At 66.6% G+C, this 19,908-nt stretch carries 18 protein-coding genes; 15 read left to right on the top strand and 3 right to left on the bottom strand.

Annotation, left to right across the window (positions count from 1 at the left end):
* The first annotated feature begins 181 nt into the window (after positions 1-181).
* From LFT44_RS16560 to LFT44_RS16550, 3 genes are all read left to right on the top strand, one after another.
* A complete protein-coding gene (locus tag LFT44_RS16560; protein ID WP_236799517.1) occupies positions 182-1,303 on the top strand; it encodes a 3-deoxy-7-phosphoheptulonate synthase in 1,122 nt (373 codons plus the stop codon).
* A 154-nt stretch (positions 1,304-1,457) separates the two neighbouring features.
* A complete protein-coding gene (locus LFT44_RS16555; RefSeq protein ID WP_043452394.1) occupies positions 1,458-1,670 on the top strand; it encodes a helix-turn-helix domain-containing protein in 213 nt (70 codons plus the stop codon).
* A gap of 151 nt (positions 1,671-1,821) precedes the next feature.
* Positions 1,822-1,920: a 30S ribosomal protein bS22 gene (locus LFT44_RS16550; RefSeq protein WP_003792170.1), complete on the top strand. Its 99-nt coding sequence runs from the start codon at positions 1,822-1,824 to the stop codon at positions 1,918-1,920.
* A gap of 68 nt (positions 1,921-1,988) precedes the next feature.
* Here the strand turns inward: LFT44_RS16550 and LFT44_RS16545 are convergent, their stop codons facing one another.
* The gene (locus LFT44_RS16545) at positions 1,989-2,807 is read right to left on the bottom strand and encodes an HAD family hydrolase (RefSeq protein ID WP_236799516.1); all 819 of its coding nucleotides are present in this window, start codon (positions 2,805-2,807) and stop codon (positions 1,989-1,991) included.
* A 78-nt stretch (positions 2,808-2,885) separates the two neighbouring features.
* Between LFT44_RS16545 and LFT44_RS16540 the strand changes: the two genes are divergently transcribed.
* Positions 2,886-3,140: a glutaredoxin family protein gene (locus tag LFT44_RS16540; protein WP_142132722.1), complete on the top strand. Its 255-nt coding sequence runs from the start codon at positions 2,886-2,888 to the stop codon at positions 3,138-3,140.
* Positions 3,141-3,151: 11 nt separating this feature from the next.
* Entirely contained in the window at positions 3,152-3,856 is a 705-nt protein-coding gene (locus tag LFT44_RS16535) for a redox-sensing transcriptional repressor Rex (protein ID WP_236799515.1), read from the top strand.
* A gap of 74 nt (positions 3,857-3,930) precedes the next feature.
* On the opposite strand, the gene LFT44_RS16530 is transcribed toward LFT44_RS16535, so the two are convergent.
* Both LFT44_RS16530 and LFT44_RS16525 read right to left on the bottom strand, forming a co-directional pair.
* Positions 3,931-4,713 (bottom strand): Yip1 family protein, encoded by a 783-nt coding sequence (locus tag LFT44_RS16530; RefSeq protein WP_236799514.1) that lies wholly within the window; start codon positions 4,711-4,713, stop codon positions 3,931-3,933.
* Positions 4,714-4,916: 203 nt separating this feature from the next.
* Positions 4,917-5,465 carry a YceI family protein gene (locus LFT44_RS16525; RefSeq protein WP_236799513.1) on the bottom strand — a complete coding sequence of 183 codons (549 nt, stop codon included), beginning with the start codon at positions 5,463-5,465 and terminating at the stop codon, positions 4,917-4,919.
* Between the two features lie 203 nt (positions 5,466-5,668).
* Between LFT44_RS16525 and LFT44_RS16520 the strand changes: the two genes are divergently transcribed.
* The 10 genes from LFT44_RS16520 (at position 5,669) to LFT44_RS16475 (ending at position 19,905) form a co-directional block, all read left to right on the top strand.
* Positions 5,669-6,349: a histidine phosphatase family protein gene (locus tag LFT44_RS16520; protein ID WP_236799512.1), complete on the top strand. Its 681-nt coding sequence runs from the start codon at positions 5,669-5,671 to the stop codon at positions 6,347-6,349.
* Positions 6,350-6,402: 53 nt separating this feature from the next.
* Positions 6,403-6,963: a TlpA family protein disulfide reductase gene (locus LFT44_RS16515; RefSeq protein ID WP_236802930.1), complete on the top strand. Its 561-nt coding sequence runs from the start codon at positions 6,403-6,405 to the stop codon at positions 6,961-6,963.
* 15 nt (positions 6,964-6,978) lie between these two features.
* Positions 6,979-7,734, top strand: coding sequence for a cytochrome c biogenesis CcdA family protein (locus tag LFT44_RS16510; RefSeq protein WP_236799511.1), 756 nt, complete (start codon positions 6,979-6,981; stop codon positions 7,732-7,734).
* Positions 7,734-9,533: a cytochrome c biogenesis protein ResB gene (resB, locus tag LFT44_RS16505; RefSeq protein ID WP_236799510.1), complete on the top strand. Its 1,800-nt coding sequence runs from the start codon at positions 7,734-7,736 to the stop codon at positions 9,531-9,533. Before LFT44_RS16510 ends, resB begins: the two co-directional genes overlap by 1 nt.
* Positions 9,533-10,618, top strand: a complete 1,086-nt coding sequence (gene ccsB / locus LFT44_RS16500) for a c-type cytochrome biogenesis protein CcsB (protein WP_236799509.1) — start codon at positions 9,533-9,535, stop codon at positions 10,616-10,618. The genes resB and ccsB overlap by 1 nt, the downstream gene beginning before the upstream one ends.
* Before the next feature lie 188 nt (positions 10,619-10,806).
* Positions 10,807-12,999: an Hsp70 family protein gene (locus LFT44_RS16495; protein ID WP_236802929.1), complete on the top strand. Its 2,193-nt coding sequence runs from the start codon at positions 10,807-10,809 to the stop codon at positions 12,997-12,999.
* 1 nt (position 13,000) lies between these two features.
* Positions 13,001-15,088, top strand: a complete 2,088-nt coding sequence (locus tag LFT44_RS16490; protein WP_236799508.1) for a LuxR C-terminal-related transcriptional regulator — start codon at positions 13,001-13,003, stop codon at positions 15,086-15,088.
* Between the two features lie 165 nt (positions 15,089-15,253).
* Positions 15,254-16,366, top strand: coding sequence for an IniB N-terminal domain-containing protein (locus LFT44_RS16485; RefSeq protein WP_236799507.1), 1,113 nt, complete (start codon positions 15,254-15,256; stop codon positions 16,364-16,366).
* A gap of 126 nt (positions 16,367-16,492) precedes the next feature.
* Entirely contained in the window at positions 16,493-18,415 is a 1,923-nt protein-coding gene (locus LFT44_RS16480) for a dynamin family protein (RefSeq protein ID WP_236799506.1), read from the top strand.
* A complete protein-coding gene (locus LFT44_RS16475; RefSeq protein WP_236799505.1) occupies positions 18,412-19,905 on the top strand; it encodes a dynamin family protein in 1,494 nt (497 codons plus the stop codon). The genes LFT44_RS16480 and LFT44_RS16475 overlap by 4 nt, the downstream gene beginning before the upstream one ends.
* Positions 19,906-19,908: the final 3 nt, after the last annotated feature.

Here is a 19,908-nt window from a genome sequence, read left to right as displayed (position 1 = left end):
TTCCATGACTAACCGTTGGTATGCGTATTTTTCGTTGGCTCTGGAGGGGCCCGCGTCTAACTGACACGCATCCAGCATTCCTTCAGAGCCAACAGGGCAGAGATCATTCTCTGCCCTTCGCCGTTTCTCCGGCGGGTTCTGAAATCCGGGCCCGCTTCCCATCTGGAACAGGACCCCGAACATGAGCACCGCAACAGCAGCAGCCCCCGCCACCGAGACCAAGTCCACCTCGAACCTGCGCGTCAGCGAATTCACCCCGCTGCCCACCCCCTCCGAACTCCTCGCCGAACTGCCGCTGGACGCCCGGGCCGCTGCCGTCGTCGAACGCGGACGGGACGAGGTGCGCGCCATCATGGACGGCGTGGACGACCGCCTGCTGGTCATTGTTGGCCCCTGTTCTATCCATGACCCCAAGGCGGGGCTGGAGTACGCCCGCCGGCTGGTCAGCCAGGCCGAAAAGCACAAGGAAGACCTGCTGATCGTCATGCGGACCTACTTCGAAAAGCCGCGCACCACCGTGGGTTGGAAGGGCCTGATTAACGATCCACGGCTGGATGGCAGCCACGACATGGTTACCGGCCTCCGCACGGCCCGGCAGTTCCTGCAGCAGGTCACTGCGCTGGGCCTTCCCACCGCCACCGAATTCCTGGAACCGATCAGCCCGCAGTACATGGCCGACCTCATCTCGTGGGGTGCCATCGGTGCCCGCACCACCGAAAGCCAGATCCACCGGCAGCTTGCCTCCGGATTGTCCATGCCCATCGGCTTCAAGAACGGGACCGACGGCGGCCTGCAGGTGGCCATCGACGCCTGCGGGGCAGCGGCGGCGGCCCAGGCGTTCCTGGGGATCGACGGCGAGGGCCGGGCCGCGCTGGTGGCAACGGCCGGAAACCCCGACACCCACGTCATCCTCCGCGGCGGCCGCAAGGGGCCCAACTACTCAGCGGCCGACGTCGAACGCGCCTCCAACGAACTGGGGGGCAAGGGACTGAATCCCCGCCTTATCGTCGACGCCAGCCACGCCAACAGCGGCAAGAGCCACCACCGGCAGGCCGAGGTGGCATTGGAGATCGGCGCCCAGTTGGAAGACGGCGGGACCGCAGCGCGCGCGGTGGCCGGCGTCATGCTGGAAAGCTTCCTGGTGGGCGGGGCGCAGAACCTGGACGTCGCGGACCATGCAGCAGGGCGCGCTGAACTGGTCTACGGCCAAAGCGTCACGGATGCCTGTATGGACTGGGATGTCTCCGCGTCTGTCCTGGAGCAGCTGGCGGCATCGGCACGGAAGCGCCGGGGGTCGAATTAGGGGATGAAATAGGGGGCCCGCCACTTTCACATCTGCCACAGGAACATCTAGAGTATCTACTTAGGTGGTTGGTGGATGGCTCAGCATCGGAACACCGCATTGGCACGTACCTGGGGTCACTGTTGTCCATCCGTCAGCAAAGGAAAATAGGGAAATGTCGGCAGAACAGAACTTCTCCAACGCGAAGTTCCTGACCGTGGCTGAAGTGGCCGAGGTCATGCGCGTCTCCAAAATGACTGTCTACCGGCTGGTGCACTCGGGCGAAATGCCGGCAGTGCGCTTCGGCCGCTCCTACCGGGTCCCCGAAAACGCCGTTGAACAGTACCTTAAGGGTGCTGTCGTGGACGGTCACACCGAGACGGCCTGAGGCAGCCTGTCCTGAGCCGCTCCCAATAGGCGGTACCCTGTTAAGGAACGTTTTACGTCATTGTAAGAATCTGTCAGTTGTTCAGTTCGTAGCTATGTCCGCGGACCTTCTCCATCAGACAGGTACTGCATCTAGTTTGTAAGGAACTTTCGTGGGTTCAGTTATTAAGAAGCGTCGCAAGCGTATGGCCAAGAAGAAGCACCGCAAGTTGCTTCGCAAGACCCGTCACCAGCGCCGCAACAAGAAGTAGAAATACTTCCAACAGCGTGCAAATGCCCGTCGCCTTCCGAGGCGGCGGGCATTTTGTTTGTTACCGGGCTACGCCCGCGGGCCGCGCATCCGGGCGAAGCCCTTCCAGAGGCCGTAAATCGCACCGCCAAAAGTGGCTGCCTTGAGGCCGAACGTGGCAGCGCGGCGGCCGGCGCGGAAGTCGTAGACCGGCCAGTTCCGGTCCCGCGCGTGGCGGCGCAGCTTGGCGTCCGGGTTGATGGCCACGGGGTGCCCCACCAGCGACAGCAGCGGGACGTCGTTGTAGGAGTCGCTGTAGGCCCAGCAGCGCTTGAGCTCCAGGCCCTCCTCGTCGGCGATGGCCTGGACGGCTACGGCCTTCGCCGAGCCGTGCAGGATGTCTCCCACCAGGCGGCCGGTGTACATGCCGTCCGACACTTCGCCCACCGTCCCCAGGGCTCCGGTCAGTCCCAGGCGGGTGGAGATCACGGTGGCCACCTCAATGGGCGTGGCCGTTACCAGCCAGACGCGGCGGCCCACCCTGAGGTGCTGCTCCGCCAGTGCCTTGGCGCCCGGCCAGATCCGCGAGGCGATCATCTCGTCGTAGACTTCTTCACCCAGGGCCTTGATGTCGTCAACGGTGATCCCGGCGGCCAGCGTCAGGGCCGAATCCCGCACGGCATGGACGTCATCGATGTTCTCCCCGCGGGCCACGAACTTGAACTGCTTCCATGCGAAGCCGGCGGCCTGGGCCAGGGTAAAGGCTCCGCGCTGGTGCATCTTGCGTGCCACATGGAAGAGGCTGGCTCCGCGCATCAAGGTGTTGTCCACGTCGAAAAACGCCGCTTCGCCCGGCTGCGGCTCGGCAACCGGGCGCGTGACTACGGCGACGTATTTCTCCTCGGGCATGGTGTTGAGTCTAGTCAATCCGCTGGCCTGCCGCCGTCGGCGTCACCGGCAGTACGCGAACGGCGATACCGTTAAGCCATGGCTACACCCCGCGTCGTCCTGGTCACCAAAGCTGACTGCCACCTTTGCGAAGACGCGCGCGACGCCGTCAGCCGGGTCACTGCCTCATTGGGCCTTACCTGGAGCGAAGAGTTGGTGGACAACCAGCCCGAGCTGCGGGAGCGCTACGCCGAGGAAATCCCGGTGGTGCTGGTGGACGGCGTACAGCGCGACTTCTGGAAAATCGACGAAACCCGGCTGGAACGCGTGCTGCAGCGCGCCATGGCCCAGTAGGGGGAGTGCCGGTGACCTCCCTGGATTCCACGCCGCAGCCGCTTCCCGACCTTCCAGCTGCGACGGGCACGCCGCCCAAGCAGATACCGCCCGCAGCCGTAGCCCGGCTGACCCTCTACCTCCGCGCCCTGAACACCCTGCTGGCTGAGGGCGTGGAGCGCGTCTCCTCCGAATCGCTGGCTGAAGCCTCAGGGGTCAGTTCCTCAACCCTGCGCAAGGACCTGTCCTATGTGGGATCGTACGGAACCAGGGGTGTTGGCTACGAGGTGCAGTACCTCAGCCGTCATATCGCGGCAGCGCTTGGACTGACGCACGACTGGAAAGTGGCTATCGTCGGTGCCGGCAACCTCGGCAAGGCGCTGGCGCGGTACGGCGGCTTCGAGTCCCGCGGGTTCGACGTCGTGGCCATTTTCGACGCCGACCAGATGGTGGTGGGCAGCGAGGTGGGATGGCTGCGGGTCAGCGACGTCGCGGACCTCGAAACAGTCCTGCACCGCACCGGGGCCAACATGGTGGTGCTGGCGCTGCCGGCCGCCGTGGCCCAGGACGTCTGCGACCGGGTGGTGGCGGCGGGCGTCCACAGCGTCCTGAGCTTCGCCCCGGTGATGCTGCAGGTTCCCGACGGCGTCAACCTCCGCAAGGTGGACATGGCCACCGAACTCCAGATCCTGGCCTACCACGCGCAGCGGGCCCAGACACCCGGACAGACAGCCTAGCGCTGGCTTAACGCAGGCGGCCCGGGACGCATTGCTGCGTCCCGGGCCGCCTGTTTGCCAGCAGACGTGCTGGGTTACCGCCCGTAAGGGTTGCCGAACCCACCCGAGTATGGGTTGGCGAAGGGCTGCTGCTTCCGGAAGTACGGGGCAGCTGCAGGCAGGTAAAGCAGCACGATGGCTACGATGCCCAGGACGGTTCCAAGCGTTCCGAGGGAGGGGACCCCGAACAGGCCGAAAATGGACAGCGCTGCAAAGACTGTTCCCAGGATGCGGGCCCAGTTCTTGCCTTTGCGGATGAAGAAGGCCACCAGCAGGTAGAGCGCGGCGCCGATGATGGCAAAGACCACCAGCGTGCCGGCGATGACGCTCTTGATGCTGTCGTAGCTGATGTCTGTTCCGCTCGACTGCATCTGCTGTTCAAAGAGCTGCCGGAACTGGGGGTCGTCCAGCTGGGTGAGGCCCAGGAGCATGCCGATGACGAAAATGGCGGCCGACGCAATCAGCAGCCAGAAGGAGATGTTCACCAGCTGGGGGATGCCGTTGCTTCCGGCGGGCTGCGGCTGCTCCGAGGGGTACTGGCCGTAAGGGGACTTTCCATACGGCGACTGGCCGAACTGGGACTGGCCGTAGCCGGGAGCCTGCGACCCATACTGCGGTGCATTCTGGCCGTACTGGGGTGCATTTTGGCCGTACTGCGGTGCTGCCGGCGGCTGCGAGCCGTACTGCGGAGCGTTTTGGCCGTACTGCGGAGCGTTCTGGCCGTAGCGCGGCTGGGCTCCGGACTGGTCGTTGCCGGATTGTCCGGGGCTGGTTCGCGGGTCTTCGGACCCGGGAGGCGGGACGGGAGGAGTACTCATGGGCGTTCCTTCTGCAGGGTCGGGATCCAGTTAGGCTGCCGGGAATCGGTCCTCAGCCTTCCCCCCAGCATGGCTTAAGTCCACCGTACCCCCGGCGGGCGGCGTTGTGGATCATTCGGGAGGTGTTGATGCACCGCGTTTGCAGGTTAAACACGGCACCCCGGCCATGCCGTGCAGGCGGGCCGGGGTGCCGTGAAGGGGAATTAGGCTGCGGGAGCGATGAAGGCGAGTTCCAGGTTGATGGCAACCTTGTCGCTGACCAGCACGCCGCCGGTTTCCAGGACGGCGTTCCAGGTCAGGCCGAAGTCCTTGCGGCTGATGGTGGTCTCGGCGGAGACGCCGGCGCGGGTGTTGCCGAACGGGTCCACGGCCACGCCGTTGAACTCGGTTTCCAAGGTGACGGGACGGGTAACACCCTTGATGGTCAGGTCGCCGGTGAGTTCGTAGCTGTTGCCCTTGGCCACGAGGCCGTTGGAGACGAAGGAGATCTCGGGGAACTTCTCCACGTCGAAGAAATCCCCGCCCTTGACGTGGCCGTCGCGGTTGGCGTCGCCGGAGTCAAAGCTGGCGGTCTTGATGGTGGCGTTGATCTTGGAATCGACCACGTCCTCGGCCAGGTCCAGGGTGGCGGCGGCTTCGGTGAACTGGCCGCGGACCTTGCTGATGCCGGCGTGGCGGACGGTGAAGCCAATCTCGCTGTGGGAGTTGTCCAGGGTCCAGGTGCCGGTGGTGACGTCTGCGGGAAGTGCCATGATGTTGCTCCTTGTATAGCTGTGTCTGTGGTGATCCTGCTGTTGAAGCTTCATAAGTTGAAGTCTCAACTAACTTGCTGCATCCAGTATAAACATGCATTTGCATGTTTTGTTCCCGGCTTCGGAACATTTCTTCAAAAACTTCAGTTCTACTGAACGTAGAAGATTTCGGATCGCGCGCCATCTTTGAGAAACTGGTAAACATGCCCCAAGCCACTGTCCATCTGCTCCGCCACGGCGAGGTCCATAATCCCGACGGCGTTCTCTATGGGCGGCTCCCGGATTTCCACCTTTCCGAGTTGGGGCAGGAGATGGCCCGGATGCTTGCGGAGCACTTCCGGCAGCGCGCCGAGCACGGGGCCCGCATCACCTACCTCGCCGCCTCTCCGCTCGAGCGTGCGCAGGAAACTGCACGGCCGACGTCGGAAGCCCTGCAGCTGCAGATCCACACAGACGAGCGGATCATCGAAGCGGAGAACTACTTCGAGGGCATGAAGGTCACCAAGGGTGAACTGCGCCGGCCACGGCACTGGCCGCACCTGGTCAACCCGCTGCGCCCGTCCTGGGGTGAGCCGTACAAGCAGCAGGCGGCCCGGGTGGCAGCGGCTGCGCAGGACGCGCGCCGGAAGGCGATTGAACTTGCGGCCGGCGATTTTGGCGCAGAAGGCCCTGAGGCCATCCTGGTCAGCCACCAGCTGCCCATCTGGGCCACCCGGCTGAGCGCGGAAGGGCGGCCTTTGTGGCACGATCCCCGCAAGCGCGAGTGCACCCTGACCTCCGTTACGTCCCTGGTCTTCGACGACGCCGGCTCGCTGTTGCGGGTTGAGTACAGCGAACCCGCAGCATCCCTTCTTCCCGGTGCCGCCAGCACCCCTGGAGCCTAGTAGTGAGCAACAGCAACCTTCCCTCGCGCCGCAGCCTGCTCGCTGCCGGCGGCATGGCGCTGACCGCGCTGACCCTTGGCCTGTCCGGCTGTGCCCAGGAGGATGCCCTGGCCAAGCAGGCCAAGGCGGGGGACAACAAGAACTACGTTGCCGGTGACGGCTCCGTGACCGAGTTCGCCGCCGCGGACCGCAAGGAAGCCGTGCAGATCCAGGGTGCCCTCTTCAACGGCACCGCCGTCACACCGGCCGACTTCCAGGGCAAGGTGAGCGTCCTGAACTTCTGGTTCGCAGCGTGCGCCCCCTGCCGCGTGGAAGCGCCGCTCCTTGAAGCCCTGCACCAGGAGTTCAAGGACCAGGGTGTCCAGTTCTTCGGCGTCAACCTCCGGGATGAGAAGCCAACGGCGGAGGCGTTCGAAAAGACCTTCAACCTGACCTACCCCAGCTTTGACGACAAGGACGGCGCCGTCCTGCTGTCCGTCTCCGGCCTGGTGCCGCCCGGCGCCGTGCCCACCACCCTGGTCCTGGACAAGCAGGGGCGGGTGGCCTCCCGCGTCCTCGGCGAAATCGAGAAGGGCACCCTAAAGGCCCTCATCACCGCCGCAGTGGCGGAATAGGAACAGGCCGGGACCGTGAACAGCCCCTTCGCCGAAGCCATCCTCAGCGGCTCCATCCTGCTGGCCATCCCGGTGGCACTGCTCGCCGGGCTGGTCTCCTTCCTTTCGCCCTGCGTCCTCCCGCTGGTACCCGGTTATCTGGGATACGTGACCGGCCTGAGCGGCGTGGACCTGGAAAAGCAAAAGCGGGGCCGCATGCTGGCAGGCATCGGATTGTTCGTCCTGGGCTTCTCGGTGATCTTCGTCCTGCTGGGCGGCGCGTTCGGCCAGCTGGGCACGCTCATCACCGGCAGCCAGAACGCCTGGATCACCCAGCTTCTGGGCATCCTGGTGATCATTATGGGCATCGTGTTCATGGGCGGCTTCAGCTGGCTCCAGCGGGACGCAAAAATCCATGCCAAGCCGCCCGCCGGTCTCTGGGGTGCCCCGCTGCTGGGCCTGACCTTCGGGCTGGGCTGGGCGCCGTGCATCGGCCCCACCTACTCGGCCGTGCAGCTGCTGAGCCTCTCCGGCGGGTCCTCAGCCGCCAAGGGCGCTTTCCTGGCATTCGTGTACAGCCTGGGGCTGGGCATTCCGTTCCTGCTAATCGCACTGGCCCTGCGCCGGGGGATGGGCGTGATGGCGTTCTTCCGCAAGCACCGCCTGGCCATCCAGCGGACCGGTGGCGGAATCCTGGTGGTCCTGGGGCTGCTGATGGCCACCGGCGTGTGGGGTGCCTGGGTGACCGGGCTGCAGTACTGGTTCCAAACCGACGTGAAGTTGCCGATCTGATGAGCGAGCGTGTGAAGGTAAAAAAGAAGCAATCCGCCCCTGTTGCCGAGGCGAAGGCCCAGGCCGCCCTCCCGGCGCTGGGACCCAGGGGCATGCTCCGGTGGGCCTGGACCCAGCTGACCAGCATGCGGACTGCACTGTTCCTCCTGCTGCTCCTCGCCGTCGCCGCCGTCCCCGGGTCGCTGTTCCCGCAGCGGCCCGCCAACCCGGCCACGGTGACCCAGTACATCAAGGACCATCCGGAGTACGGCAAGCTGCTGGACTCCCTGCAGCTCTACGACGTCTACTCCTCCGTATGGTTCTCCGCGATCTACCTGCTGCTGTTCATCTCGCTGATCGGCTGCGTGGTGCCGCGGGCCATCGCCCATTACAAGGCCATGCGCTCCCAGCCGCCGCGTACCCCGCAGCGCCTGTCCCGGCTGCCGGAATACGGCACGTTGGTGATTCCCTCGGGCGCCGGAATCCCGGCGTCGGACGCCATCAACGGTGCGGCTGGGTTGCTGCGGAAGCGCGGCTACCGGGTGGAGGTCAGGGATGCCGACGGCGCCCTTCCGTCTTTGGGTGCCGAGCGCGGCTTCATGAAGGAAGTGGGCAACCTGGTGTTCCACACCTCGCTCATCGGCGTGCTGGTGTCCGTGGCCGCCGGTGGCCTCTTCGGCTACAGCGGCCAGCGGATCCTGGTGGAGGGCGACACGTTCGTGAACACGCTGGTGGGCTACGACCAGTTCAACCCCGGCACCAACTTCCAGTCCAGCCAGCTGCAGCCGTACTCGCTCCAGTTGGACAAGTTCAACATCACCTTCGACCGCGAATCGAAGGGCAAGTTCGGCCAGCCCATCGACTTTGCCGCCACTGTCACCACCAAGGAGAATCCGGAGGCTCCGCCGAAGCAGGAAATCCTGAAGGTCAACGACCCCCTGAGCCTGGGCGGCACCAGCATCTACCTGACCGGCAACGGCTATGCGCCGGTGGTGACAGTCCGTGACGGGGCGGGCAACGTCGCCATGCAGGGCCCGGTGGTGGCCAAGCTGCAGGGCGAGAACTACTACTCCTCCGTGGTGATCAAGGTCCCCGACGCCAAGCCGGACCAGCTCGGGTTCGTGGGCTTCTTCCTCCCCACGGCGTTCGTCACGGACAAGAATATTTCGTTCAGCGCCGATCCCGAGCTGTTCAACCCGCAGCTGACCCTGAACTCGTACTACGGCGACCTTGGCTTGAACACGGGTGCGCCGCAAAACGTCTTCGAGCTGGATGTCAAGAACCTGACGCCACTGAACGCCAGGAACCTGGCGGCAGGCGGCATCACGCTGGCCCCCGGCTCCACCTACACCCTGCCGGACGGCAAGGGCACCATCAGCTTCGATGGCGTGAAGCGCTACATCGGCGTGGACATCCACCACAACCCGGGACAGCTCTCCGCCCTGGTGTTCGCCCTCCTGGCCGTGGCCGGCCTGATCCTGTCGCTCTACGTCAACCGCCGCCGCGTCTGGGTCCGCACGGGCACAGCCGCTGACGGCCGCACCATGGTGGAGTACGGGCTCCTGGCCCGCGGCGAGGACCACCGCCTGGCCGGCGAGGCGGCGGCACTCCGGAAGCTGTTCACCGCAGAGTGGCAGCTGCCTGAAGGCACTGACTCTGAAGGTGCTGTGTCCAAAGACGCCGCTCCGTCCCAGCAAACTCCCAGCCGGGCAGGCGATAATGTCGCAGGCTCCGTCGATAACGCGGCAGGCTCCGCTGAAACTGGCGCCGGCTCCGTCACCACCCCAGCAGGCCCCACCGGGCCCGAAAAGGACCAGTAATGCCATTTGGAATCAACGAAACCATGGGCCAGTACAGCGAACTCTTCATGCTGCTGGCGGCGGGTACCTACACGGTGGCCTTCATCGCCTTCGCCTGGGACCTGGCCAAGAGCAGCAAGGCGCTGCGCGCGGTGGACCTCAAGGCCGCCCAGGCCGGCACTGCCGCCAAGGTTCCCGTAGCGGCAGGAGTGGGTGCAGGTTCTGCCGGGGCCCGCCTGGACGGGCCTGCCGACCGGGCCGAGCGCCCGTCGTCGTCCGCCAAGGCCGGCGGAGCAGGAACTGGCAGTGTCGTAACGGCCGACGGCGACATGAAGTACGCCGCGGAGCGCCGGGTCCCGGCGCGGGTGGCCGTAGCCCTGACCATCCTCGCCGCCGTCATCCACGGGGCCGGCGTGGTCACCCGGGCACTGGGCGCGGGCCGCGTGCCGTGGGGCAACATGTACGAATTCCTCACCACCGGCGCATTCCTCGTGGCAGCCGTGTTCCTTCTCTCGCTGATCCGCCGCGACCTCCGCTTCCTGGGCACCTTCGTGGTGGGCCTGGTGATCATCATGCTGGTGGCGGCCTCTGTGGCTTTCTGGACCCCCGTGGGTCACCTGGTTCCCGCCCTGCAGAGCTACTGGCTGGTCATCCACGTCTCCATCGCGGTGCTTTCCTCGGCACTGTTCACCCTGACTTTCGCCATGTCCGCCCTGCAGCTGGTGCAGTCCCACCGGCAGAAGACCGTGGCCGCGGACGGCACCGACAAGCTCGGTTTCATGCGCCTGGTGCCCTCAGCGCTGAGCCTGGAGAACCTGTCCTACCGCATCAACGCCATCGCTTTCATCGGCTGGACCTTCACGCTGATGTTCGGTGCCATCTGGGCCGAGAAGGCTTGGGGCCGGTTCTGGGGCTGGGACACCAAGGAAGTGTGGACCTTCGTCATTTGGGTCGTCTACGCCGGCTACCTGCACGCCCGTGCCACCCGCGGCTGGACCGGAACCCGCGCCGCATGGCTGTCGATCGTGGGCTACCTCTGCGTGATCTTCAACTTCACCATCGTGAACACGTTGTTCAACGGGCTCCACTCCTACTCGGGCCTCTAAGCTGCGCCTTAAGACCCGCTGGTTTTACGGGTCTTAAGGCCCGAAATCGATCGGTGATACGGCAGCCACCTGCCGTATCACCATTCGTTGTAGCAACAGGGGTGTTCCCCGGTCCCTGGGAATGCTAATTTGGTGACTGTTCACTGTGATGAAGCTTGCATGTGGACCACCAGCCTTTCGAGGTCACCATGAGCTACGCCCTCGCCGTAGACGTCGGGACGAGTTTCACGGCAGCCGCGGTTGTACGCTTTCACCAAGGTGCTTCCCCCGTGCCCGAGTGCCTTCCCCTCGGCGCCCGTGGAGCGTCCGTCCCCTCCGTGCTGTACTACCCGGAGGAAGGCACTGTCCTGGTGGGCGAGGCCGCCGAACGCCGCGGGCTGGACACACCGGAGCGAGTGGTCCGGGAATTCAAGCGCCGGATTGGCGACGACGTACCCATCATCCTGGGCAGCCTGGCGCTGCAGCCTGAGGACGTCTTCGCCACCATGGCCCGGTGGGTGGCAGACCGCGCCGCCGAACGTGAAGGGGGCCCGGCGTCGGCCTTCTTCCTGACCCACCCTGCAGCCTGGGGCAGCCACCGCCTGTCCGTGGTGCGGGACGCCCTCAGTTCCCACGGCCTGGAGAACGTGACACTCCTCCCCGAACCGGAGGCCGCGGCCCTGCACTACGCGTCGCAGGTGCGGGTGGAGGAAGGCAGCACCATCGCCGTTTACGACCTCGGTGGCGGCACCTTCGATACCGCTGTCCTGCGGAAGTCCGGCAGCAGCCGCTTTGAACTCGTGGGACGCCCGGAGGGAATCGAAGACCTGGGCGGCGCCGACTTTGACGCTGCGGTCTTCCGCTACGTGGCAGGCCACAGCGGGAATGCACTGGAAAGCCTCGACGCCACCGACCCCGTGGTGCTTGGCGCCCTGACGCGGTTACGGCGCGAATGCGTGGAGGCCAAGGAAGCCCTGTCCGCTGACAGCGAGGCAAGCATCCCGGTACTCCTGCCGGGCGTCCAGCAGCAGGTCCGCCTGGTCCGTTCCGAGTTCGAAGCGCTGATCGAAGAGCCCGTGCGGGAAACGGTGGCGGCACTGGAACACTCCCTGGCCCAACTGCACCTTGAGCCGGAAGACCTGTCCACGGTGCTGCTGATTGGGGGATCGTCCCGAATCCCCTTGGTGGCACAGCTGGTGTCCGAGCAGCTGGGCCGGCCCATTGCGGTGGACGCCGACCCCAAGTCCTCCATCTGCCTCGGTGCCGCCGTGGCGGCGCTCCTGGCCCACAGCGCTGCGGCAAAGGCAGCGGCGTCGGCGGAAGCTGAGGCGGTCGAAGCTGAAGCGGCTCTGGCCGGGCCGGGATCAAGCGGAGCGGAGGCTGACGAGGCGCGTGCCGCCGTCGTACCTTCCGGCGCGCCACCTGGAACGGGCCACCCCGGACGGCCCAGCTGGTCGCGTAAATATTCGACGGCGGGAGGAGCCATTGCCGCGCCCTCCCGCAGTGCGCTGCACGGGAAAGGGGGCGCGCACGCCCCGAAACCCACGGTCCGGGTCACGGCCGTCGCCGCGGCCGCTGCCGTCCTTACGGTCCTTACCGCCACTGCCGCCCAAAGTCCGGATGGCTTCGGGAGCCTGACCGCGATGTTCGTGCCGCAGGCAGGGGCCAGCACCACGGGTGGATCCACCGGGGGAGGGACAACTGAAGTGCCCGATCCAGGGGGAGCAGCAGTGGTTGCCGTTCCCCAGCCCCTTGCGGGCGTTGAAGCCAGCGCCACGAAGCCGCTCAGCCAGGAGCCCGGACCCGCTGCCTACGCACCGCCCGCCGGAAAGCCGGCGAGCAGCGGCGACGGGAACGCCCCCGGTGGGGCGAAGGCCGGTGGACCCGCTGCGGGAGCTCCCCTGACTACGCTGTCCGGCTCCGGTGCGGCCGGCACCGGCATCATTCCGGATTCCATTGCCACTGTCACCGCAAGCCCTACCGACCTCTCGCAGCCTCTCCCGACCAGTCCTGCAACCTCCGTCCCCACGTCCCCTGCCACTACTGCACCCGGGACCATAACGTCCCCGCCCACATCGCCTGCCCCGTCATCGTCCGGCACGGCCTCGCCCGGCACATCACCAGGGGTGACAAGTAGTCCCACGCTTAGTCCCACGCTCAATTCCGGTCCAGCTCCCACGGACACAGGCACCGCGACGCCGACCAGCGAGAGCGCGTCTCCCAGCATGACGCCTGCAACAATGTCAGCCGCCGGCCCCACTGGCGATGCGCTCGTCACGCCAACGGCCACCGAGCTGACGCCCACACCTGCCGTTGCGCCTGCACCTACGCCCGAGGAGACCACCACTGCCTCCACTGAGACTGCCGTCGCCACGGCCACGACCACAGCTCCGGCGGCCTGAGATGGATGCGCACCTGCAGCGGGCGGAACGCCCCGTACCCCTGCACACGTCTCCGGACCACCAGGGGCACCCGCCGCCGCCCCATTCAGCGGAGCTGATGGCCAAGCAGTTGAAGGGCGCCAACGCGGCAGTACGTGAGCTGCTGCTGGCACTGTCGGTGGGCTTCGCCTTGCCCGGACCGCTCCCGGCAGACCTCCAGCAGAAATTCATCAGCGGGACCGTGGAGAACCTGGACTCCTTAGTCGACAGGGCAGAGGCCGCGGGCCTGCTGAGGCCGGATGGCACCGTGGTGGGGACTGCCCAGCACGCCCTGTTGACCGCCACTCCAACAGCCAAGGTGCACGCGCTCCAGCGGGAGCTCGTGAGCGTTTTCGCGTCCACCGGGCAACCGCTTGGCAACCTGGCGCGCGACCTCGCCAGGGGCGGACTCGCCGATTCCAGGGTTGCAGCGGAACTTGAGCAAGCGGCCAACGCTGCGCTGGAAAGCGACCCCAGGCTCGCCTCCCAGCTCTACGAGGAGGCGCTCCTTGCAGGTGCCGACACGCTGGCAACGGCGGCCCGGCGCGCGCAGGCCGCGGCCGGCGACGGTGAACTGGATACTGCCGCCCGCATCATCGACGCGCTCCTGGTCAGCGCGGACCCGCCGGACGTGCGTCGCGGCGCGGACGTAGCGGCCTCTGTGTGGGCGCAGCGGGGAATGCTGGCACGCGCAGCCGACGTCTACAACTGGTTGGGGCCAGGCCGCGTAGGTGCCTCGGCGCCCCTTGCCGCCGTCGCCATGATCGGTGCGGGAGACCGGGCAGGTGCCGAAGCCTTCTTCCAGCCGGACGCTCCGGCGTCGTCCCCGACCCTCCTCGCGGCTGCCCTGGTGCAGACCGGCCAGGGAGTCTTCGCATCTCTGGGTGAAAAGCCGCAGCAGGGCATCTCCATCCTGATCCACGCATCAGACATGTTGAACTCGGCGGGCATGGCCCTGCCGCTGCCGGAAACGCCGGCCGCCCTGGCAGCCCTCCTGGCCTTGCACAGCGGCGAGCCGCACCTGGCGGAAACAGTCTGCCGGGCCGCGGTGGTGGCCGGGCAAGGTGGCAATGCCGCGCAGCCCAGGCTTTTGCTGCTCCAGGCCTGGGCAGCCATGATGCAGGACAAACTCGAGGACGCACGGTTTGCCGCAGCGGAAGCAGCCAAGGCCAACCACTGGCCGCTGGTCCCGCGCGACGAGTTCATGTCCGCCGCCCTGGAGGTGGGACTTGCCCGCCGCAACGGAGACGTACCGGAGCTGCTCAGGGCGTGGGAGCGGGCACGGGAGGCAATGCTGCACACGTCGGTGGACCTCTACAACCTCCTGCCGTGGGGGGAGCTGCTGATTGCCGCTGCCCGCCTGCGGGAGACGCGCCGCGTGGCGCAGTACCTGGACGACGCGTGGAAGCTGCTGGGGCGCCTGGGCGGACCTGCGTTGTGGGCTGTTCCCCTTCACTGGGCCGCCGTCCAGGCTGCGCTGCTCAATGAGAGCCCCGCCGATCTTGCCCCCCACGCCACGGCACTGGCAAGGGCCTCGGCCCACAGCCAGCTGGCCGCCGTCCTGGCGACGGCGGGCAAAGCCTGGGTATCGGTGCTGGCCGGCCGTTTCCGTACTTCCGAGGTGGAGGGCGCGGCCCGGCTGCTGGGAGCTGTGGGAATGCCGTGGGAGGGCGCCAGGCTGGCCGGACACGCAGCCGCCCGCGCAGAGGAACGGCGGGACATGATGCGCCTGCTCTCCTGCGCGCGGGACCTGCATCCGCAGGGAAGCACAGGAGCATCCGGGGGCGCCGACGCGCAGGCAGGCAGCGGTGCCGACGGCGTGGGCAAAGGCGCGCAGCCGGACGCATCCGGCCTCAGCGAGCGCGAAAAGGAAGTTGCCAGGCTGGTGCTTGAGGGCAAAACCTACCGGGAAATCGGCGAGGCCATTTACATTTCGCCCAGGACGGCGGAGCACCACATCGCCCGGATCAGGCGCCGGCTCGGCGCGGAGAACCGGTCGGACCTGCTGGCCCGCCTGCGCCTGGCACTTGGCGTGGAAAGTTCCCAGCAGCTGAATCCGCAGCAGGAATGAACCCCTAACACCCCTAGGCCTGCCAGGCCCGGCGCCCCGGAACGGCGGCCGCTGCTAGGGGGAAACCGCCCGATGTCCTGTCCCCGGCAGCGAACCTAGGTTGAGATAACCGGATACGTTTCGCCGGATGATCCGCGACTTCAAGAAGATGTGAGGACCACGCATATGCCAACACTCGCAAACGACCTTGTTCAGTTCCTGATGCAGCTCTTCGGCAACCGGGAAGCGATCCAGGAGTTCCTGGACGACCCCGAGAGGGCATTGGCGGAACACGGCCTGGGCAACGTGTGCTCGGCTGACGTGGACGCCGCCATGCCGGTCGTCCTCGACTACGCCCCCATCACCGTCAACGCCTCATCCCTGGACCGGGTACATCACACCGGCGGAAACAGTGCCTGGGCAGGGCACACGGGGTCCGGGTACATGGGATCCGGGCAGGCGGGCACCACGGCGGCGCACGCCGGGAGTGCCGCGGCAATCCATGGCGGCGGGCCCAGCCCGGGGCAGGGCGGGACCGACTACGACCAGGACGACCACGCCAACGCGGTCCAGCAGCTGCACCACGTGGTGAACCACTTTTCCTACACGACCAACACCACCATGCTCGACGACCGGGACACCACCACGGACCAGTCCGTCAACCAAAACATCTGGGCGCATGGGGACGTGGAGCAGTGGTTTGACCATGATGCCGTTGTGGCCTCCGGAGATTACGCAGTGGCGGCCGGTGACGACGCCAGTGTCCGGGACTCCAATAATATTCGGGATTCGTACAACGCCGACCATTCGACCGATAACTCCAGGGACAACTCCATCCACGCGGGCGGAGACGTTGGAATCGGCAACGAGGTGACTGCCATTTCCGGTTCCTTCAACACCGACGATTCCTTCAACACCGACGTCGGCCTGGATGTGGACGACTCCTTCAACGACAACTCGGACCATTCGGACTACTCCGACCACTCGGACCACTCCGTCAGCACGGACACAGCCCTGGATGTCCGCGACTCGTTCAATGACAACTCCGACAACTCCACCCACAACTCGGTGGAGATGGAGGATTCCTTCAACCCGGATAACTCCACCAACACGGCGGTGGACGTCCACGTTGACGACTCCTTCCAGGACAACTCGGCCACGAACACCGTGCAGGACAACCTGGTGGTTGCAGACAACCAGCTCGATTTCACGGAGGACAACCCGAGCCACACGGATGTGGACCTGGAAAACCACACCGCCATCGACCATGCGGTGGTTGACGACTCCACCGCGCTGTAACACGCTATTCCAACAACACGCTGTTCGCGGGAGGCAAACCGCCCGGCAGGAGGCATCCACTTCCTGCCGGGCTCTTCCGGTATTTCCGGCATTGGGAATTTTTCGGCACCGACAGGGGGACACGCTGTGGCAGAAGCAGCACCGGCAAGGCCACCGGGGCCCGTCACTGCCGGGCAGTTGGGAAAGCTCGTGGAGCAGGGCCTGCAGTTGGTGGGCAGCGGGGACCGCGCAGACTTGCGCCGGAGGCTGGAGCAGGCCAGTGCCCGGCTGCGGGACCCGAGCATCAGGGTCATTGTCGTGGGGGAGTTCAAGCAGGGAAAGAGCAAACTCATCAATGCCCTGGTGAACGCCCCGGTATGCCCCGTGGACGACGACATCGCCACTTCCGTCCCCACGGTGGTCCGTTACGGGGAGCCGGCGTCGGCCGCGGTCCTGGTCCCCGCCCCGGATAATTCCGCCGCGGACAACTTCACGGCGGAAAACCCCGCCGGGGATGCTGCCGGCGGCGGCATTGAGCGTCGGCCGGTGGCGCTTACCGACCTGCCGGCCTTTGTTTCCGAGCAGGGGAACCCGGGAAACAGCAGAAAAATAGCCGCCGCGGAGGTCTGCCTGCCCCGACGGCTCCTCACCGGCGGACTCAGCATCATCGACTCCCCGGGCGTGGGCGGCATGGGCTCCACGCACACTTTGACCACCCTTACGGCCCTGCCCACCGCGGACGCCATGCTGCTGGTGTCGGACGCGTCGCAGGAATACACGGAGCCGGAACTGCGGTTCCTGCGCCAGGCCATGCGGATCACCCCCAGCGTTGCTGCCGTTCTTTCCAAGACAGACCTGTATCCGGACTGGCGGCGGGTGGCGGAGCTGGACAGGGCGCACCTGGACCAGGTGGCGCCGGACATTCCGCTGTTGCCACTGTCCGCAGACCTTCGGCTGGAGGCTGCGCGGCTCCAGGACAGTGAGCTCAACGACGAATCCGGCTACCCGGCCTTGGTGGCCCACCTGCGCAATGACGTGGTGGGGAAGGCAGAACGGATCCAGCGCCGCTCCGTGAGCCAGGACCTGCTGTCCGTCACCGGGAACCTGAGGCTGTCCCTGCAGTCCGAGCTGGACGCCCTGGAAAACCCAGGCGGCACGCCACAGATGCTTGCAGAACTGGAACGGGCCAGGACGGAGGCGGACCATCTGCGAAAGCGGTCCGCCCGCTGGCAGCTCACGCTCAGCGACGGCATCAACGACCTCATCGCCGACATGGAGTACGACCTCCGGGACCGCCTGCGCGGAATCCAACGGGAAGCGGAGAACGCCATCGACCAGGGCGATCCCGGTCCCGTATGGCCGCAATTCTCGCAGTGGCTCGAAGAGTGCGTTGCCGCAGCGGTTTCGGACACGTTTGTCTGGACCAGCGAACGGTCCCAATGGCTGGCGGCCCAGGTGGCTGAGCACTTCGCGGCGGACGAGGTATCACTGCCGGTCCTGCATGTCTCCGACTCCGGGGACGCCCTGGATCCGGTGGAGCAGATGCCGCAGCTGGATCCCGGCCGGGTGAACCCGGTCCAAAAAGTCCTCATCGGAATGCGGGGATCCTACGGCGGCGTCCTGATGTTCGGCCTCCTGACGGGGATCTTCGGGATGGCCCTGATCAACCCGCTGTCCGTGGGTGCCGGGCTGCTGCTGGGGCGCAAGGCCTACCGGGAGGACAAGGAGACCCGGCTGAAGCGGCGCCAGAGCGAGGCGAAAGCCTTGGTGCGGCGGCAGCTGGACGATGTGACGTTCCAGGTGGGTAAGCAGTTGAAGGACAGGCTGCGCCTGGTCCAGCGGACCATCCGCGACCATTTCACCGAGATCGCCGATGAATACCACCGGTCGCTGTCCGACTCGGTGGCCGCGGCGCAGAAGGCTGCGAACTCGTACGCACAGGAGAAGGAAGGACGCGTGCGGGACATCAGGGCGGAGCTGAAAAAGGTGGATGCGCTCCATCGGGCTGCAGAAGCCGTGGCCGCCGAGGCAGCTGCAGCCAGGACCCAGACAGCGGCGGGGGTGGGATGACGGCGTCCACCACGGCCGGGGCGGCAGCGTTGATCCGGGAAGCGCTGGAGGTATATGCCGATGACCTCCACACCACCCAGGAACTGCACAGCTATGCGCGGCGGTTGGCAGAGCCGCTGCGGATTGCCGTTGCCGGCATGGTGAAGGCAGGCAAGTCAACGCTCCTGAATGCCATCATCGGTGAGGAAATCGCCCCCACGGACACCGGCGAGTGCACCCGAATTGTCACCTGGTACCGGCACGGCCATACGCCCCGCATCACCCTCCACCCCGCGGCAGGGGAGCCCCGGGCCCTGCCGCTGAAGCGAGTGGACGGGCGCCTGGTCTTCGTCCTCGACGGCGTACGTGCGGAAGAAGTGGAACGGCTCGACGTCGAATGGCCGGCGCCGGCACTGCGGGCCATGACCTTGATCGACACCCCCGGCATCGCTTCGGTCTCCCAGGACGTGTCCGCGCGGTCCCTGGCGTTCCTGACCCCGGAGGATTCGCCGTCGGAGGCTGACGCCGTCATCTACCTGATGCGCCACCTGCACGCGTCCGACCTGAGGTTCCTGGAGTCCTTCCGCGACACCGGGGCGGGCCGCTCGGGCACGGTCAATTCCATCGCGGTGCTGTCCCGGGCAGACGAGGTGGGAGCCGGCCGCATCGACTCCCTTCTGTCCGCCGGCAATATCGCGGAGAGGTACAGCCGCGACCCCACCCTGCGGAAGCTGGCCCTCGGCGTGGTCCCGGTGGCCGGGCTCCTGGCCCAGAGCGCCCGTACCCTGCGCCAGCCGGACTTCGAAGCCCTGCGGTTGCTGGCCACCCTGGACCGCGCCGAGCGTGAACGGATGCTGCTCTCCGCAGACAGGTTCCGCCGGTCCACCGGGCCGGCGGGTCTGACGGAAGAGGCGCGGGTGTCACTGCTGGAACGCTACGGGCTTTTCGGGATCCGGCTGGCCGTGGTCCTGATCCGCAACGGGTTTGCCGAACCCACGCCGCTGGCCCACGAGCTGGCCCGGCGGAGCGGTCTGGACACCCTGCTGGACATGCTGGACCGGCAGTTCCAGGCCAGGGCGGAAGCGCTCAAGGCCCGGACCGCCCTGGTGGCAGTGGAAAACCTCCTGGCCACCCGGCCACGGCAGGGGACCGAAAACCTGGCGGCATCCCTGGAGCGGCTGCAGGCCAACGCGCATGAGTTCCGCGAGCTCCGGCTGCTGGCGGCCCTGCGGACCACGGGGGTGGAGCTCGCCCCGGAGCTGGCTGCGGAAGCTGAACGGCTGGTCGGAGGCCAGGGCGCCGCCGCATACCGCCGGCTGGCCGTGGCGCCCGATGCCGGACCGGAAGTGCTGGCCGCTGAGGCGAGCCGCTGCCTGGCACGCTGGCGCGCAATCGCTGAGAGTCCGCTGACGGCACGGGCAGCCGGTGAGGCATGCCGGGTGGTGATCCGCAGCTGCGAGGGAGTGCTGGCAGAATACGCCGGGAGGAACCGGCAGCCGAAGTCGGCGTAGGGC

It is taken from the genome of Arthrobacter sp. FW306-05-C, assembly GCF_021801725.1.
Taxonomy (GTDB): domain Bacteria; phylum Actinomycetota; class Actinomycetes; order Actinomycetales; family Micrococcaceae; genus Arthrobacter.
This window is presented reverse-complemented; position numbering and strand designations above follow the sequence as displayed.